This window comes from Azospirillum sp. Marseille-Q6669 (genome assembly GCF_965111635.1).
Window position 1 is genome coordinate 1,977,322 of record NZ_CBCOOP010000001.1, and the last position, 17,034, is coordinate 1,994,355.

Annotated in this window: 15 protein-coding genes; 7 read left to right on the forward strand and 8 right to left on the reverse strand. The window is 69.5% G+C overall.

Annotated features, from left to right (window positions below; translation table 11 throughout):
• Nucleotides 1-170: 170 nt before the first annotated feature.
• Together ACWPXE_RS08705 and ACWPXE_RS08710 are read left to right on the forward strand one after the other, a co-directional pair.
• Nucleotides 171-2,957 (forward strand): carbohydrate-binding domain-containing protein, encoded by a 2,787-nt coding sequence (locus tag ACWPXE_RS08705; protein ID WP_454017481.1) that lies wholly within the window; start codon nt 171-173, stop codon nt 2,955-2,957.
• Between the two features lie 53 nt (nt 2,958-3,010).
• Nucleotides 3,011-3,187: a YqaE/Pmp3 family membrane protein gene (locus tag ACWPXE_RS08710; protein WP_040134614.1), complete on the forward strand. Its 177-nt coding sequence runs from the start codon at nt 3,011-3,013 to the stop codon at nt 3,185-3,187.
• 210 nt (nt 3,188-3,397) lie between these two features.
• Here ACWPXE_RS08710 and ACWPXE_RS08715 read toward each other — a convergent pair whose 3' ends face one another.
• The 4 genes from ACWPXE_RS08715 to ACWPXE_RS08730 form a co-directional block, all read right to left on the reverse strand.
• The gene (locus tag ACWPXE_RS08715; protein ID WP_454017482.1) at nt 3,398-5,101 is read right to left on the reverse strand and encodes a methyl-accepting chemotaxis protein; all 1,704 of its coding nucleotides are present in this window, start codon (nt 5,099-5,101) and stop codon (nt 3,398-3,400) included.
• 348 nt (nt 5,102-5,449) lie between these two features.
• Nucleotides 5,450-6,271, reverse strand: a complete 822-nt coding sequence (locus ACWPXE_RS08720; protein ID WP_454017483.1) for a metallophosphoesterase family protein — start codon at nt 6,269-6,271, stop codon at nt 5,450-5,452.
• 13 nt (nt 6,272-6,284) lie between these two features.
• The gene (locus ACWPXE_RS08725) at nt 6,285-7,490 is read right to left on the reverse strand and encodes a carboxylate--amine ligase (protein ID WP_454017484.1); all 1,206 of its coding nucleotides are present in this window, start codon (nt 7,488-7,490) and stop codon (nt 6,285-6,287) included.
• A gap of 62 nt (nt 7,491-7,552) precedes the next feature.
• The gene (locus ACWPXE_RS08730; RefSeq protein ID WP_454017485.1) at nt 7,553-8,734 is read right to left on the reverse strand and encodes a GNAT family N-acetyltransferase; all 1,182 of its coding nucleotides are present in this window, start codon (nt 8,732-8,734) and stop codon (nt 7,553-7,555) included.
• A 450-nt stretch (nt 8,735-9,184) separates the two neighbouring features.
• Here ACWPXE_RS08730 and ACWPXE_RS08735 point away from each other — a divergent pair, with 450 nt between their 5' ends.
• The 3 genes from ACWPXE_RS08735 (at nt 9,185) to ACWPXE_RS08745 (ending at nt 10,148) form a co-directional block, all read left to right on the forward strand.
• Entirely contained in the window at nt 9,185-9,613 is a 429-nt protein-coding gene (locus ACWPXE_RS08735) for a Fur family transcriptional regulator (RefSeq protein ID WP_035677391.1), read from the forward strand.
• On the forward strand, nt 9,613-9,864 hold the full coding sequence (locus ACWPXE_RS08740; protein ID WP_454017486.1) for a hypothetical protein: 252 nt from the start codon (nt 9,613-9,615) through the stop codon (nt 9,862-9,864). Before ACWPXE_RS08735 ends, ACWPXE_RS08740 begins: the two co-directional genes overlap by 1 nt.
• A 74-nt stretch (nt 9,865-9,938) precedes the next feature.
• Entirely contained in the window at nt 9,939-10,148 is a 210-nt protein-coding gene (locus tag ACWPXE_RS08745) for a SlyX family protein (RefSeq protein WP_454017487.1), read from the forward strand.
• A gap of 17 nt (nt 10,149-10,165) precedes the next feature.
• Here the strand turns inward: ACWPXE_RS08745 and ACWPXE_RS08750 are convergent, their stop codons facing one another.
• The 4 genes from ACWPXE_RS08750 to ACWPXE_RS08765 form a co-directional block, all read right to left on the reverse strand.
• Complete coding sequence (locus ACWPXE_RS08750) at nt 10,166-10,426, reverse strand: hypothetical protein (RefSeq protein ID WP_014197674.1); 261 nt, start codon at nt 10,424-10,426, stop codon at nt 10,166-10,168.
• A 155-nt stretch (nt 10,427-10,581) separates the two neighbouring features.
• Entirely contained in the window at nt 10,582-12,267 is a 1,686-nt protein-coding gene (locus ACWPXE_RS08755; protein ID WP_454017488.1) for a diguanylate cyclase domain-containing protein, read from the reverse strand.
• Nucleotides 12,268-12,411: 144 nt separating this feature from the next.
• Complete coding sequence (locus tag ACWPXE_RS08760) at nt 12,412-13,197, reverse strand: HNH endonuclease family protein (protein WP_454017489.1); 786 nt, start codon at nt 13,195-13,197, stop codon at nt 12,412-12,414.
• A gap of 119 nt (nt 13,198-13,316) precedes the next feature.
• A complete protein-coding gene (locus ACWPXE_RS08765) occupies nt 13,317-14,180 on the reverse strand; it encodes a LysR substrate-binding domain-containing protein (RefSeq protein ID WP_454017490.1) in 864 nt (287 codons plus the stop codon).
• A gap of 116 nt (nt 14,181-14,296) precedes the next feature.
• Between ACWPXE_RS08765 and ACWPXE_RS08770 the strand changes: the two genes are divergently transcribed.
• Nucleotides 14,297-15,196: a DMT family transporter gene (locus tag ACWPXE_RS08770; RefSeq protein ID WP_454017491.1), complete on the forward strand. Its 900-nt coding sequence runs from the start codon at nt 14,297-14,299 to the stop codon at nt 15,194-15,196.
• Between the two features lie 165 nt (nt 15,197-15,361).
• On the forward strand, nt 15,362-17,020 hold the full coding sequence (locus ACWPXE_RS08775) for a Na/Pi cotransporter family protein (RefSeq protein WP_454017918.1): 1,659 nt from the start codon (nt 15,362-15,364) through the stop codon (nt 17,018-17,020).
• The last annotated feature ends 14 nt before the right edge of the window (nt 17,021-17,034 follow it).

Genomic DNA, 17,034 nt, shown 5'->3' on the forward strand with positions numbered 1-17,034 from the left:
CCTGCGCTTTGGTGCGTATCACTCCCGTTCAACCGCCTCTCCCGTCATAGGCGGTGGCGGATACAAGCACGGACCCGGTGGCCCTCGCCTGTTATCAAAATGGCGCACAAATGTCCGGCCGGCCCCGCCATGCTCGCCGCCGTTGAGCATAAGAGCGAGGGAACCATCCAATGGCATCGACCACCACGGGCAAGACCGACGCCAAGATTGTCGTGAGTGCCTATGGGCAGTCCGCCGGAGGCATCTGGCCGCATTTCCGCCTGTTGATCGACGGCGTCGAGGTGGGCCAGGCAACCGTGAACGCCACCAGCCCGACCGCCTACAGCTTCACGGTGCCGGTCACCGCGGCGCAGGCGCACAAGGTGCAGATCCAATACGACAACGACGCCGTGGTGAACGGCCAGGACCGCTCGCTGATCGTCAGCGGGGTCTCCATCAACGGCAAGACCCACAAGCCGACCGACGCCAACGTCACCTACGACAAGGGCGCGCTCGACGGGAAGGACGTGGTCAAGGGCCAATCCGGGATGTGGTGGAACGGCACGCTGGTGGTCGACACCCCGGCCTCCGACTTCCCCGCCGCCCCGGCGGCGCCGGTCGCCGGAACCTCGACCTTCGTGGTGAACGCGCAGGGCATCGCGGCGGGCGGCACCAACGCGCATTTCAATCTGATGGTCGACGGCAAGAAGGTGGGGGAGGGCACGGTCGGCACCGCGGCCAAGGACTACAGCTTCACCGCCAACGTCGCACCGGACCAGGCGCACAAGGTGCAGATCCAGTATGACAACGACGCCGTGGTGAACGGGCAGGACCGCTCGCTGATCGTCAACAAGGTCACCATCAACGGCAAGTCCGTCGCCGCCACCGACAGCATCGTCACCTACGACAAGGGTGCCTTGGACGGGAAGGACATGGTCAAGGGCCAGTCCGGGATGTGGTGGAACGGTACGCTGGTCGTCGACGCCGACAAGAGCTTCTTCGCGACCGGCGGGTCCACGCCGGCCCCGACACCGAACCCCACGCCGTCTCCCGCCCCGACCGGGCCGGCCTTCTTCGTGGCGACCAACGGCAACGACAAATGGTCGGGCAAGCTGGCCGCGCCCAACGCGAACGGCACCGACGGGCCGAAGGCGACGCTGACCGCCGCCCGCGACGCCATGCGCGCCGATCCGAACATCGACGTGACCTACGTCCGCGGCGGCGATTACTACATGAAGGACATGCTCTGGCTGGACGGCCAGGACAGCGGCGTCCGCTTCGCCGCCTACGGCAGCGAGAAGCCGGTCTTCCACGGTGGCTCGCTGGTCGACAACTGGGTGTCGCGCGGCAACGGTCTCTACAGCGCGCAGCTTCCCGGCGGTTCCAAGGCGGTGCTCGACCTGTCAATGGACGGCGACCGGCAGACGGTGGCCCGCACGCCCAACGCCGATCCCAGCCACCCCATCGACGGCGGCTGGCTGATCGCCACCAAGGCAGGGGCCAACGCCTACACCCAGTTCGGCTTCAAGGCGGGGGCGATTCCGACCTATTCGAGCACGGACGGGCTGATGGTCAGCGTCTTCAGCCAGCACGGCTACGACAACATGACCGTGCCGGTGAAGAGCATCGATTACGCCAGCAACACCATCACGCTGGCCCAGGGCACCTACGACGCGCTCGGCGCCGGCAGCCGCTTCTACCTGTTCAACGGCAAGGACCAGCTCGACGCCCCGCGGGAGTGGTTCTTCGACAAGGCGTCCAACCAGGTGCTGTTCAAGCCGGAGGGCGGGGCGGTCGCCGGGCACAAGGTGGTCGCGGCACAGCTTCCCGTGCTGATCGGGCTGGGCGGTGCGAAGAACGTGACGATCGAGGGGCTGACCCTGACCGACGGCACGCCGGACGGGCACGCGGTCTACGCCAACAACGCCGCCGGCCTGACCTTCAAGAACAACACCGTCACCAACACCGGCTACGGCATCACGGTGGAGGGCAGCGCCAACAGCACCGTCTCCGGCAACCATTTCGCCGAGACCGGGCGCGAGGCCGTCTACGTCAAGGCGGGGTCCAACTTCACCAAGGTGTCGGACAACCTGATCCAGCACGCCAGCGCCGTCGACCACGGTGGCGACGCGCTGTGGGTGAACGGCAGCAACGACGTCACCATCAGCCACAACCAGATCGAGGACACGCCGGGCAAGGCCATCGCGGTCGGCTCCGTCCAGGCCTCGGGCGACGCCACCTACCGGGCGACGATCACCCACAACAAGATCGTCGGCGCCAACCAGGAGACCAGCGACGGCGGCGGCATCTACCTGATCAACCGCCAGCAGGATCTGGCCGGGCACACGGTGGCCTACAACGAGGTGTCGGGCACCACCGCCTTCGGCAACGTGACCTGGGACGGCAAGGTCTCCCCCACCTTCCTCGACCCGACGAAGCTGGTGAGCTGGGGCATCTATCTGGACGACTGGACCAGCGGCACCACGGTGAAGGGCAACGTCGTCCACGACAACGTCGGCGGCATCTTCCTGCACGGCGGCTGGAACAACACGGTCACCGACAACATCCTGGCCGACAATCTGGGCACCCAGATCGGCCTGCAGCAGAGCGTCGGCTGGGGCGGCTGGAAGGGCACGCCGATGGCGAACAACACCATCACCCAGAACATCGTGGACGCCGGCGACGGGCGGGCGGTGGCCCTCGACGGGCCGAGGACGGCGGGGACCTTCACCGGCAACTTCTACGCCGACCTCGACCCCAACGAGGCGCTGTTCCAGGCTTGGCCACAGGTGATGGCGAACGGCGCCACGGGCACGCTGGCGCAGTGGCAGGCCGCCGGCTACGACAAGGGGTCCTTCACCTTCGACCCGCAGTTCACTGACGCCGCGCACGACAACTTCACGCCGGTGGCGGGCTCCGCGGTGTACCAGCACGGGTTCGATCCTCTGCCCTTCGACCAGATCGGCCTGCTGGGCTGAGCATCACCGAAGGGTGGATGGAACCGGGGGCGGGGCGGGAGCGTTATCGCGGCATGGACATCATACGCATCATCCTGGCGCTTCTGCTGCCGCCCGTCGGCGTCTTCCTCCAGGTGGGGTTTGGCGCCCAGTTCTGGATCAACGTGCTGCTGACCCTGCTCGGCTACATTCCGGGCATGATCCACGCGCTGTACGTCATCGTGAAGTACAAGGACCGCTCCCCGGCGTGAGGTCCGATATAGCCCTCTCCCCTCCGGGGAGAGGGTGGCCCGAAGGGCCTCTCGCGCTGGCCATAGGCCAGCGCTGACGGCGGCAGGCGGATGCCTATGGCATCCGCTGAGAGCCGGTGAGGGGGGTGCGCTTTTGCCGGACGTGGCGCCATGCGCAACCCCCTCACCCTAACCCTCTCCCCAGGGGGGAGAGGGGATACTGTCGCCTCATTACGCCGCGCGGACCTTCGCGAGGAAGCCACTGACCTCCGTCCGCAGACGCGCGGCGGAGCGGCTCAGCTCTTGAGCACTGCCCAGCACGCGGCCCGCGGCGGTCCCGCCCTGCGAGGCGGCGCCGCTGACCTGAACGATGGCGCCCGACACCTCCGCGGTGCCCGCCGACGCCTGCTGGACGTTGCGGGCGATTTCCTGAGTGGCGATGCCCTGCTGCTCCACCGCCTGGGCGATGTCGTCGGCGATCTGGCTGCTCTCCCCGATGACCTGGGCGATTTCCCGGATCGACTGGACGGTGCGCAGGGTCACGTCCTGAACCCCGGCGATCTGGGCGGTGATGTCCTCGGTCGCCTTGGCGGTCTGGTTGGCGAGATTCTTGACCTCGCTCGCCACCACGGCGAAGCCCTTGCCGGCCTCCCCGGCCCGCGCCGCCTCGATGGTCGCGTTCAGCGCCAGCAGGTTGGTCTGCTGGGCGATCGAGTTGATGAGCTGCACGACCTCCCCGATCTTCTGCGATGTGCTGACCAGACCTTCTGCGGTCGCCTGGGTGTCCTCGGCGTTGCGGACGGCGCGGTTGGCGATGTCGGCGGACTGGCGGACCTGCTGGCCGATGCTGCTGACCGACCCGGCGAGTTCCCCGCAGGCGGTGGCCACCGATTCCACGTTGGCGGTCGCCTGGGTCGCCGCGGCGGCGACGGTGCCGGCCTGATCGTTGGCGCGCTCCATGGTCGCGTTCAGCGTCTGGGCGGCGCCCTCCAACTCGGCGGCGGCGTGGGACACCAGCTCGACGATGGAGCCGACGCTGCGCTCGAACTGGTCGGCCAGCCCGTTCATCGCCTCGCGCTTCTCGGCCTCGGCGCGGCGTTCCGTCTCCTCCTTTTCCGACTCCATGCGGCGGGCGCGGACCATGTTGTCCTTGAAGACCTGCACGGCGCGGATGATCTCGCCGACCTCGTCGCGGCTGGTCGCCTGCGGCACTTCGATGGTCAGGTCGCCCTCGGCCAGCTTCAGCGTCGTGTCGGTCAGGCGGCGCAGCGGCCGCACCGTCAGGATCGACCACCAGGCGAGCCCAACGCCGAGCAGGACGGTCACCGCGCACAGCGAGATCATCAGCACCTGAAAGCTCTCGGACACCGTCCGGGCGTGCTTCGCCACCGCCTGGCTCTCGGCTTCCTGAAGGTCGATGAAGGCGTTGATGCGGGCCAGCCACTCGGTGAAGCCGGGGCGGGCCTGCTCGACCAGGATCTTGACGGCGCGGGCGGTGTCGCCGGCCTGGCGCGCCTCGATGACGCCGCGGGCCAGCGGCAGGGTCTTGGCCTCGGTCTGTTTGATGGAGGCGAGGATCTCGCGCTCCTTGGCGGTGACATGGGTGCCGACGGCGAACATGCGGTCCAGCTGCTCGGCCGAGCGCGCGTAGTCGGCGGCCAGACGGTCGATGGTGGCGAGTTCGGCCTTGAGCGCCGCGGCGTCGGACAGGAGCGTGACGTCGCGCAGGCTGATCGCCCGGTCATGCACGCTGCCGCGGAAGTTGATGGCGTAGCGCTGCTTGACGTTGTTGACGTCGTTGATCGTGGAAAGGCTGTCGTTGATGCTGTTGACCTTGTAGATGGCGATGGCCGCCAGGGCGATCATCAGAACCAGGATGCTGGAGAAGCTCAGCATCAGCCGAAGGCCGACCTTGGCGTTTCGGAACCAATTCATTGTCCACACTCCCGCCGGTCCGTGTCGTCGAAGACTCGTTGGATGCCGCCGGTTGCCGAAAGCCTGCCCTGCGGCGGAACCGACGATAGCACCAAAGAGTTGATACGGATTTTCCGAGAGATTGGATCAAAAGGAAAATTTTTCAGGACGCGGGAAGGGATGGCTGGGTTGAAGGATTTGTCACAGATAATTGCCCGCCGTCCGGCTAAAGTCGCGCGCGTTTGAAGCCCCCTTGCGAGACCCCGATGGCTGGACCCATGCTCAAGCTGCTGCTCGCCCTGTTGCCGCTCGGCGCGTCGCTGCTGATGCTGGCGACGGTTCAGTGATCCGAGCCGGCGAGGAAATGGGTCACGAGTTGATGACCCGCCGCACCATCTCGTAAATCCCCATCCGTCGCAGCCCGCCCTGAAGGGCGGAGCGCAACGGCGCCGGAATGGACAGCAGGCGCCGCGGCTCGATCCCCGCCCGGCGCGTCTTGTCGAAAGCCGCGCGGTCGTCGTAGGCGACCCGCCGCACGCTCACCGTCCGTCGGCCGGTGTCGAACAGCATCCAGGTCGCTCGCCGCTCGTCGCTCCGCGGCTCCCCCACCGTGCCGGGGTTGAGCAGGTAACAGGAGCCGCCGCGCAGGGCGACCTCGCTGTCGGGATCGTGCTCCCACAGCTCCCCATTGCGGTATTCGTGGATGCCGAGCCGGTGCGTGTGCCCATAGGCGCAGACGCGGGCGCCGGAGGGGTGGGCGAGCAGGGCCTGCGCCGTGCGCCGCATCCGGTCGTCGCTGTTCAGCCGGACCAACTCGCAGCCCCGGTCCACATGAAGCGCCCCGTGAACGGCGACGAGATGCTCGCCGACATTGGTCTTCAGCGGCAGGGCGGACAGCCACGCGACGTCCTCCGGCGGCAGGCGTTTGCGCGTCCAGGCGATGGCCCGGATGGCGCGGACGCTGAAGCCGTCGGTGGGGATCTGGCGGGTCACCGCGCGGTCGTGGTTGCCGGCGACGCAGACCGCGCCGGCCTCGCGCAGAAGGGCGATGCAGGGCGACGGGTCGGTGTTGTAGCCCACCACGTCGCCCAGGCAGACGACGCGCTCCACCCCGGCGCCGCTCATGTCGGCCAGCGTGGCCTCCAGCGCCTCAAGATTGGCGTGGATGTCCGACAGGATACCGATCCTCATCGCCGCGGCACCCTCACTGGGCTTTCATGGCGCCGTCGGGCGCGTCGTGCGGCGCGCGCGACGGCAGGAAACGGGCCAACTGGTTGTGCAGGAAGGGCATGGGGTCGTCTAGCGCGATGGCCTTGGCCTCGCAGCCCAGAACCCAGGGCAGCCACGCGGCCATCGACAGGCCGCTGTCACGGGCGGCCAAGCGGTCCTTGGTGATGTGGCACCAGCGCGCTCCGGCCCGCGCCATGCCCACCGCCGGACGCGGCAGGCCGAGCCGGTCGGCGTGGACCAGCGCCGGCAGGTTCACTCCGGCCACCGCCCCCAGATGGTGCCACAGGTTGAAGCGCGGGTTGACCTCCAACAGATGCAGCGAGCCGTCCGGGGCGCGCTTGAAATCGAACTTGGCGACGCCGCGCAGGCCCAGCCGTTCGGTCAGCGAGCGGCCCAGCGCCGCCACGTCCGGCGCGTCGGTGATGGTCAGGGCGGTGCTGTGCCCGTAGGCGAGCGGGTAGGTGCGGATCTTGGCCCCCGTGAACTCCCCGGCCACGCCGCCGCGCTCGTCGACATAGACGTGGTAGCTCTCGATCCGGGTTTCCGGGCCGGGGATCATCTCCTGAACCAGCAGGTCCAGCCCGACCGTCGCCAGCCGAGGCCACAGGGCGCGCAGCTCGTCCGCGGAATCGACCTGGATGGCCTTGGCGAAGCCGTCCGCCTCGTCCCACACCCGGCGGCGGGTCAGCGGCTTGACGATCAGGGGAAAGCGCAGGTCCACCACGTCGGGGGCGGCCTCGCGGGTCGGATAGAGACGGCGGGTCGCCGGGACAGGCAGGTTCAGCCGCTCGGCCAGCGCCTGGAAGCGGCCCTTGTCCACCAGATCCTCGACCAGCTCGGCGTCGGCGATGGTGAAGCGGAACCCCTCGGCCAACCGGTCGCGGTTGCGCGAGACGAGCAGGAGCTGGGTGTCGTCCTGATAGTAGAGGACCGGCTTTTCCGGCTGGTCCTTGGCGAAGGCCATCATCACCTCAACCAGCCCGTCCGGGTTGCGCGCCGGGTCGTCCCACAGGATGGCGTCCTTGGTGAAGCGGGAATGCAGAGCGGCAGCGCCGGGATGGGTGACCACGGCGCAGCGCAGACCGGCCAGCCCCAGCGGGCGCACCATGTCCATATCGCCCATCACGCAGGCCAAGGCAGAGTTGGCAGCAGTCTCAGCGGCGGCGGAAGTGTTCTTCATTCTCGGCATCCTCCAACCGCCCGGTCGGCGGCCCTGCGGTTGCGGCTTCGGTTCCGGCGGCGTCAGCGGTTCATCAGGGGCAGCGGGCTGCGGATCAGCCGCCTCATCCGGTCAGCCAGCCCAGCCTTGACGCGGCGCAGGCGGGTGTCGATCTGGCGGCTCAGCCGGTCGGGGCCGAGCGCGATCCAGTTCATCGGCTGCTCGGTGTTGGACAGCAGCGGCTTGTGCCCCGCCGGGGTGGACATGAAGTCGTAGCAGTCCTCGCCGCGGGCCAGCGTGTCCTCGATGGCCAGGACGTGGGCGACCAGACCGGGCTTCAGCCGGTTGTCGGCCTCGTAGGCGAAACCGCCCTGGTAGTTCATCACCCGCCCGCGATGGACGAAGTTGTAGAGATAGCCGATGACCGTGTCCCCGGCGCTGACCCGGCACAGCCGCACCGTCCCCGCCGGCACGCCGCCGGCGATCAGCCGCTCGTGGAAGGGGCGGAAGGCCGGGTTGGAAAAGGCGCCGGACTGGCCGCGGGCGTTCCAGCTCGCCTGATGCAGGATCTCCATGGCGTGGAAGTCCTCCAGAGCCTCGTCCGCCGTCGCGGCGACGCGGTAGGTCAGCGGGCCGCGCTCCGCGTAGAGCCGCATGGCCCGGCGCACCGCGGCGCGGGTGTTCTTGCCGAGGCTGGCGAGATAACCGGCGCCCTGGCGGCGCACGCCCTCCAGATCGACCCACTGGCAGCTGTCGGCCACCCGGACCTGCAGCGCGTGGCCCTGCCGCGCCGCGGCGAGCCGCACCGCCGCTTCCGCTTCGGGCTCCAGCCCGCCCAGCACCAGTTCGTCCCAGTTGGTCAGGCGCTGCCCCAGCCAGTCGAAGCAGGCGGCCAGCACCGCGTCCGCGCAGTTCCGGTCCGCGAGGATGCCGTTGTACTCCACGAACAGCCGGTCAAAGGTCCGCTCCCCCGTCTCGTGCAGCAGCCAGCAGCGCGTGCGCAGCAAACCGAAGCGCCACTGTGTGCGCGGGCAGAGGAGCGCCAGCCCCACGACCTGCTCGCCGCGCCGCGCGACCAGCGCGTGGGGCCGCGTGCCGCGGGGCAGGGAGGCCAGCCAGTTGCCGATCCACTGCCAGCCCAGGAAGAAGGACCCGTCGGCGCGGCGCTCGAGATCGGTCCAAAGCTCTTCAAGTTTTCTGGGATTTTCTAAAGGCTGCAACGTGATGTCGATGGTGTCGCCGTCGTCCTCAACAAGAGTCCTCATGTCCATGGGCTCGGTCTTCCCTGGGGGATGTTGATGAAGGGGCGGCTTCAAATGTCTACGTAAAAAAAATGGGATTGGATCGACGTCTCGAAAACTTTGATCTCATCCGATCTATCCTGTGCTTCTGCGTCTGCATCATGTACGGACGACTGTGGCAAAAAACGCGGTGGCGGAAGGTGGGTTGCGGCGTCCCGGTGGGGGAACCCGTCCGGGTCATCCGGGGTATCGGGCGGTGATGCGGCGGCGCAATGGATGTGTCCGTCTGCCCCCGGATGACTTTCCGCCCGATGCCATGGGCCGGGGTGTCGGCCATTGGTCCAGGTCCAAAGGCAGGTCTTACGGCCGCTCTTACGGAAGACCGTTGTCCTTGCGGACTTTCCTCTCCATCTCTTGGAGTCCATGGGTTAGGCATCGGAAAGGACCGGCCCCGTGACCACGCCCGAAGAAGCCCTGCCGTCGCGTCTGGAACGCGCCTGCGCCGAGCGGGGGTTGAAGATGACCGGCCAGCGCCGGATCATCGCCCGCGTCCTGTCGGAAGCCGCCGATCACCCCGATGTGGAGGAGGTCTACCGCCGTGCGGCGGCGATCGACGCCGGGATCAGCCTGGCGACCGTCTACCGATCGATGCGGCTGTTCGAGGAGATCGGGATCATCCAGCGCCACGATTTCGGTGACGGGCGGGCCCGCTACGAGGAGGCGCGCGGCGACCACCACCACCACCTGATCGACATCGAGACCGGCGAGGTGGTGGAGTTCCAGGACCCGGAGCTGGAGGCCGCCGTCACCCGCATCGCCCGCCATCTCGGCTTCGACATGATCGGGCAGCGGCTGGAGATCTTCGGGCGCCGCATCCAGCGCAAAGGTCCGGAGACGGCCTGATGGCGGCGGAGCGGAGAAGCGGGCCGGAGCGCGATCCGGCGGAGCGTTTCGCCGCCTGCGAGGCGGCGGTCTGCGGCTGCCGCCCGGTGGTGGAGCGCGCCTACCGCGAGCTGGTCGATTGCGGGCGCCCCGACCGCCACGCGCTGGAGGCGGCAACGGTGGTTCTGCGCTGGCATCATCCGGAACTGGACGTGCCGCAGGCGCTTCAGATCGTCGAGCGCTGGGTGGTCGCCCAAGGCCGGCTGCATTGATGCAGCATTGATCTTGCCTTGGCGAGCGGAGCGGTTCTAAAGGTCTTTCCCTTCCGCGACCCGCAGGGCCATTCATGGACGCCGAAAACCGCCTGACCGAGCTGGAAACCCGTCTTGCCCATCACGAGCGCATGGCCGAGGAGATGTCCGCCGTCCTGTTCGAGCAGGGGCGGACCATCGATCTCATGACGGCGCAGATGCGCCGCCTGCGCGACCGGATCGCGGAGCTGGAGTCCGGCGTGCCCCGCGCGCCGCAGGACGAGCCGCCCCCGCCCCACTACTGATCATCCCTTGCGGACGCTCACCGCATCTTCCAACCGCCGCGGGGACCGCACCAGCTGAGCTGCGGGCCGGCGGGCGGCTGGCGCGAGCAGTCGGCCTGGGCGCAGTTGCAGGCGGGAAACAGGCAGCGGTCGCCGTTCACGTCGGTGGCCTGCACGGCCAGTTCGTAGCGCGTGCCCCGCATCAGCTGCGCGCCGGCCGCGCTGTTGCGCTCGTAATGCTCGACGACGGCGAGCAGACGCAGCATGCGGGCCCGCTGTCCCTTGGTGTCGAGGCTCATCTTCCAATCTCCCGCCATGGCCGTCCGAGTCGTGCTCCGATGGACATGAAACGGCAGAAAAGGGCCGAGGCTCCAGCGTGCAACGGCCTTACCCACCGCTGGCCGGACGCCCGCCGGATGCGGTTCCCCGCTTGGCGGAGGCTTGGCCGCGGGGCCTAGGACGCCGGGTTCTTCGCCGCCTCGCCGGCTATGCCCTGGCTCTCGGCGGGGGCGGGCGGCAGGTCGGCCGACCAGCGGATGCCGCGGTTGCGGCCCGCGCGCTTGGCCTGATAGAGCGCCTGATCGGCGCGGCGCAGGGTTTCCGCCACGTCGGGAGAATCCTCGGGCCACAGCGCGATGCCGAGGGAGCAGCCGACCCGCACCGCCTCGCCCTGGACGCTGACGGGCTCGTTCACCGCGTCGATGATGCGGCGGGCCAGCCCGTCCAGGTCCGGCGGCTCGGCGCCGGCGCGCTGCGGCAGCACGGCGGCGAACTCGTCGCCGCCCAGCCGGGCCACCACGTCGTCGCCGCGGAAGCAGGCGGCCAGCCGCTCCCCCACCTGACGCAGCACGAGATCGCCCGCATCGTGGCCCAGCCGGTCGTTCACCGGCTTGAAGCCGTCCAGATCGATGTAGAGGAAGGCGGCGGAGCCGTTCCCGGCGGTCGTGGCCTCCACATACTGCTCGAAATAGCGGCGGTTCGGCAGGCCGGTCAGCCGGTCCTGATAGGCGATGTCCTCCAGCCGGACCAGGGCGGCGTCGCGATGGATCAGCCCGTCCACGAGATCGCGCAGAGTCGCCGACAACGAGGTGATCTCGGCGCTGCCGCCCAGCACCGGCATTTCCGCCCCGCGCTCGCCGCTGCGGATGCGTTCCGCCGCCTGGGCGATGCGGCGCAGCGGCCGGGTGACCCGCCCGGCGGCCATCCAGCCGAGCACGCTGAACAGCAGCACCATGGCGCCGCCGGCCAGCACCGTCTCGACCATCTGGGCGGTGGCCGGGGCGTAGGCGACGGCCAGAGGCTGGCGGGCCACCACGCTCCAGCCCAGACCCGGATAGCTCAGATAGCCGTTGCCGTAGGCGTAGCCGGTCAGGTAGCGCTGCCCGTCCGGCCAGCGTTCGACGATCCAGCCGCTCTCGTTCTTCTGCGCGCTCCGCACCGCCTCGATGTCGAGGGGAGTGCCGAGCAACTCGCGGGGGCCGAGCAGCACCGTGCGGTCCGCCGCGACCACGATCAGCTCCAGCTCCGCGCGGCCCCGCATGGTGTCCATCAGGGAACGGCGGATCTCGCGCGTCCATTCCCAGCTCAGATGCGTGGCCAGCACGCCGACGACCTCGCCCCGCTCGTTGTGCACGGGGGTGGAGATGTCCACGAACTTCATGGCCTCGCCCGTCGGGTTCGGCAGCAGGAAGGCCAGCATCACCGCGTCGTGCACGTCGCCGACGAACTGCGTTTTCTGTCCGTTCTGGAAGACCGGGCGCTTGGAAATGTCCACGCCGTCCAGCAAGCCGCCGGTCGCGGCCAGAACCTTGCCCTTGGTGTCGGTCACGCCCATCCAGGAGACGGTCGGGAAGAACTCCTGGAATTGCTCCAGCAGCCAGCGCAGCCGGACCGGATCGTCGATGGCGGGGGTAATGCCGAGCTTGGCCAGCATGCCGATTTCGCTGGCCCGCGACCACATGGAGCGGTCCAGCCGGTCGGCCATGTTGTGGGCGGCCTCCGCGAGCGAGTGCCCGATCTCGCTCTCGATCCGCTCGCGGGAGCGCAGGCCGGTCAGCGCCGCCAGCACGACGGAGACGCCAAGGACCAGAACGGCGCCGGTCAGAGCCACCGTCGTCCGCAGACCGCGTTCCCTCGCCATGACGCCCGGCCGCTCCCTTCGACACCCCGCCGCCGTTCCGTCAGGAAGACCGCATACGAAGGTTCTATCAAGTTCAGCCAAGTTTCAAAAGCGACATCAGGGAACGCTGCGCATACCGGCGCATGGAATTCTTGGAAAGGCCGGTCAGCGGGCCGGCCGGTTCCCCACGGCGGTGCGGCGGCAGTCGGACAGGATGTTGCCGACGGTGACGCGCTCCCGCTCGTCCATGGTCAGCTCCCAGCGCGCCTTCACGGCGATCCAGCCCGCCACATAGGCGCAGATGTACTCCTCGCGCGGCGGCAGCCAGTCCTCCGGCCCCTTCGAGCCCTTGGCGCGGTTGGCCGCGGCCGAGACGGTGACGAGGGTTAGCGGGTCGCTCAGGTCGTTGGCGTAGGCGGCGCGCTTCTCCCGCGGCCAGTCGTAGCCGCCGCTGGCGTAGGTCTCCTCCAGCGGCACGCGGTGGTCGATGTCCACCTGCTTCGGTTCGGTGAAGGTTTCGCCGGTGTAGGGATCGTTCCACACGCCGGACAGCACCGAACAGCCGTTGGCCGACAGCTTCGCCGGCTTTGCGGAATCGCGGATCAGCACCTGCTCGCGCGTGTTCAGGCATTTGGAGTCGATGGTCAGCCAGTGCGGCCACTCGTCCCGCACATAGCCGCGGCGGCGCTCCTCCTCCACCCGGATGCGGTCGAGCTGGGCGGCGACCGCGGCGTAGTCGATGCTGGTGTCAGGGACGGGACGGGGGATGGGCCGTTGGCGCTGGGTCTTCTCCTCCCCGAAGATGGAATCCAGCGTGCCGGGCGGGACGAGGTGGAAGCGCTCCGCCGCATAGACCGCGGCCAGCACCAGCAGAACGGCGACCAGCCCGCCCAGCGTCAGCGGACGGCCCCTCCGGCCGCCCCGCGGTGCTCCGCTCCTCCGTCGCGCCATGCCCCTGGTCCCTCAACCCTGTTCTTCGCCATACCTGGATATGGTTCCTGGGCTGTTCTATGGCGCTTTGGGGACGTGGCGCAACGGTGCGAGAGGAGTGGTCGTGCCGGGCAGCCCCGTCACGCCCACACCGGCTCCGGAAGGCTCTCCATCAGCAGACCGGTGACCATCTCCACCCCGCCACCCCGCGCCGCGCCTCCGGTCAGCAGCGCCAGTTCCGTCTCCGGCAGCGCGGGCAAGCCGTCCGCCACGCCCAGGAAGCGCGCTCCGGCAGGCAGGGCGCTGTGGGGAAGCACGCTGACGCCCAGCCCGCCGGACACCGCGGCGCGCACCCCGGCGTGATTGGGGCTGGAGTAGGCCACCCGCCAGCGCCGCCCGGCGCGCTCCAACTCATGCACCGCGCGGTTGCGGTAGACGCAGCCCTGGGGGAACAGCACCAACGGCAGCGGGTCCTCGCGGTGCAGATCCTCCGCCGCCGGGCCAACCCAGCAGAGCGGCTCCCGCCACGCGCGCAATGCGCCGGGGCGGCCGGGTTCTTGCTTGACCAGGGCGATGTCGAGGTCGCCGCACTCCACGTCCGCGCGCAGCCGCACCGACAGGTCGCAGCGCACGTCCAGCCGCAGCCGCCGGTTCGCCCGCGCGAAGTCGGCGAGCAGGCGGGGCAACCGCTCCACCGCGTAATCCTCCGGCACGCCCAGCCGCACCACCTCCGCCGCCGGGCGCCCGGACAGCACGGCGTTCGCCTCGTCGTTCAGCGCCAGCAGGCGGCGGGCGTAGCCGAGCAGCCGCTCGCCGTCGTCGGTCAGCGCGACGGCGCGGCTGTTGCGGTCGAGGAGCGGCAGGCCGACCTGCTCCTCCAGCCGGCGGATCTGCTGGCTGACCGTCGATTGCGTCTTGTGCACCCGCTCGCCGGCTCGCGTGAAGCCGCCGGCGTCCACCACGGAGACGAAGGTGCGCAGCAGCCCCAGATCCATCTCGCGCATCGGACCAACCATTCAGGTTTCGAATGCAATGAATGATATCATCCAATTTCCAAATGGAAAGGCTCCGCGTCATCCTCTCCCTAACGCGCACCATTCCGCATGGGAGAGGACCGGCCATGACACACGCCGCCACGCACCCCTTACCCCTGACCGACCCGCGGGCGGCGCCGCTCGTCCTGGTCGTGCCCTTCTGCCTCGCCTGGAGTTCGGCCTTCGCCGCGGGGAAGATCGGCTTGGCCGACTGCCCGCCGTTGCTGCTGCTGGCCTTCCGTTTCCTGATCGCCGGGGCGCTGCTCGCCGCCGTCGCGGCGTGGCGGGGTGAGTATCGGGGGATGGCCGGAAGGACGCTCGGCCTGCTGGCGCTGCTCGGCCTGCTCAACCACGCGCTCTATCTGGGGCTGAGCTACAGCGGCATGATCTACGTGTCCTCCGGCCTGACGGCGCTGATCGTCAGCGCCAACCCGGTGCTGACCGCGGCGCTGGCCGCCCTGCTGCTGGGCGAGTCAATGAACCGGCGCAAGGCGCTGGGGCTGGTGCTGGGAGTGGCCGGGGTGGCGCTGGTGGTTCGCGGGCGGCTGGGCAGCGGGACGGACGCGCCGCTGGGCATCGTGCTGGCGGTCGGCGCGCTGGTGGCGCTGTCGGCGGGAACGCTGCTGTTCAAGCGGCTGGCGCCGCGGACGGGCCTGCTCGCCGGAACCGGCGTGCAGGTGCTGACGGCGGGGCTGGCGCTGCTGCCCCTCGGGCTGCTGCTGGAGGACGCGGGGTCGATCCGGCTGACCGCCGGCTTCGCCGGGTCGCTGGTCTATCAGGCGCTGGTGGTGTCGATCGGCGGCTACCTGCTGTGGTTCCGCCTGCTGCAGCGGACGAGCGCCACGGAGGCCAGCGCTTATCACTTCCTGATGCCGCCGCTCGGCATGCTGTTCGGCTGGGCGCTGCTGGGTGAAACGGTGCAGCCTTGGGACCTGCTGGGCATTCTGCCGGTGGCGCTGGGCATCCGGTTGGTGACTCGGGGGTAAGGGTCGCATCCCGGCAAAAGGGATACGTCTTTCGCGGGGGATCAGGTTGCGCCCTGCGATTGTTACGTTTTCATGACGCCCCACTCTCCATCGTCCTGCTGTTGAGGCCCACACGCCGGGAGGCCCGCCATCACGACCGCCGCCATCTCGCCCACCCTGGTCCTGATCGACATCCTCGGCGCCGTGGCGCTGCTGCTGTGGGCGCTGCGGCTGGTGCGGACGGGCGTCTTCCGGTGGGGTGGGGCGGCGGTCCGCCGCTGGGTCGGCTACGGCACGCGCAATCGGCTGGCCGCCTTCCTGGCCGGAGTCGCCGCCACCATCGCGGTGCAGAGCAGCACGGCCACCGCGCTGATGACCGCCTCGATGGCCGGGCAGGGTTTCATGACCACCTCCATGGCGCTGGCGGTGATGCTGGGAGCTGATGTCGGGACGAGTCTCGTCGCCCGGCTGCTCGCCGTCGACCTGCACTGGCTGTCGCCCTGCCTGCTTCTGTTCGGCGGGGCGCTGCACGCGCTGGGCGGCGAGCATCGCGGGCGGCGGGCGCTGGCCCGCATTCTGGTCGGCATCGGGCTGATGCTGCTCGCCCTGAAGCTGCTCGGTGCGGCCACCCTGCCGGTCCGGGAATCGGCGCTGGTCCAGGCGATGCTGGAGGCGCTGGGCGGCGAGCCGCTGTTCGCCCTGATCGTCGCGGCGGCGCTGACCGCGGCGGTGCATTCCAGCCTCGCCACGGTGATGTTGGCGGGATCCCTGGCCAGCGCGGGGGTGATCGGGACCGAGACGGCGGTCGCGCTGGTCCTGGGCGCCAATCTCGGCGGCGCCGTGCCGGCGGTGCTGGCGACGTCGGCGGACGGCGCGGTGGCGCGGCGGGTGCCGCTGGGCAACCTGCTGGTCCGGGTGACCGGGGCGCTCCTCGCCCTGCCGCTGGTGCCGCCAGCGGCGTCCTTCCTGGCCGGCATGGCCCCGCTGACGGCGGTGGTCAGCGCGCATGTCGCGTTCAACGCGGCGCTGGCCCTGCTCTTCCTCCCGCTGGTGACGCCGCTCGCCCGGCTGACCGAAAGGCTTCTGCCCGAGCCGGAGGACGCGGGCGAGGACGCGGCGACGCCCCGGCATCTCGACGAATCGGCGCTGGAAACGCCCACCGTCGCCATCGCGGGCGCCGTGCGCGAAACTCTGCGGTTGGGCGATCTGGTGGAGGACATGCTGCGCCGCAGCCTGACCGCCCTGCGCCAGAACGACGAACGCCCGATCGCCGAGGTCAGCCGCGCTGACGACCGGGTGGACCGGCTGCACACCGCGCTGAAGCTCTACCTCGCCAAGCTGGGGCGCCGTCACCTCGACGCCGAGGAGACTCGGCGGGTCGACGACCTGATGGCTTTTGCGATCAACCTGGAGCACATCGGCGACATCATCGACAAAAGCCTGATGGATCTGGCCGCCAAGCGCATCCGCCACCACCTGCATTTCGCGCCGGAGGATTTCCGGGAGGTGGAGGAACTGCACCGCCGCACGGTGGAGAACCTGCGCACGGCGCTCGGCATCCTGATCGGCGAGGATCGGCGGCTGGCCCGGCAGCTCATCGCCGGCAAGGATGCGGTGCGGGCGCTGGAGCGCACCGCCACCGCCCGCCACCTCGACCGCGTGCGCCGCGGCGACGCCGCCAGCATCGAGACCAGCGCCCTGGTGCTGGACATCCTGCGCGACCTGAAGCGCATCAACGCCCACGTCGCCGCGGTCGCCCTGCCGATCCTCGATCAGGTGGGCGAACTCCGCGAAAGCCGCCTGAAGGTCGTCGGGCTGCCCCGGTTGGAAAGCCGCGACGTCTAAGGAGAGGGCCGCAG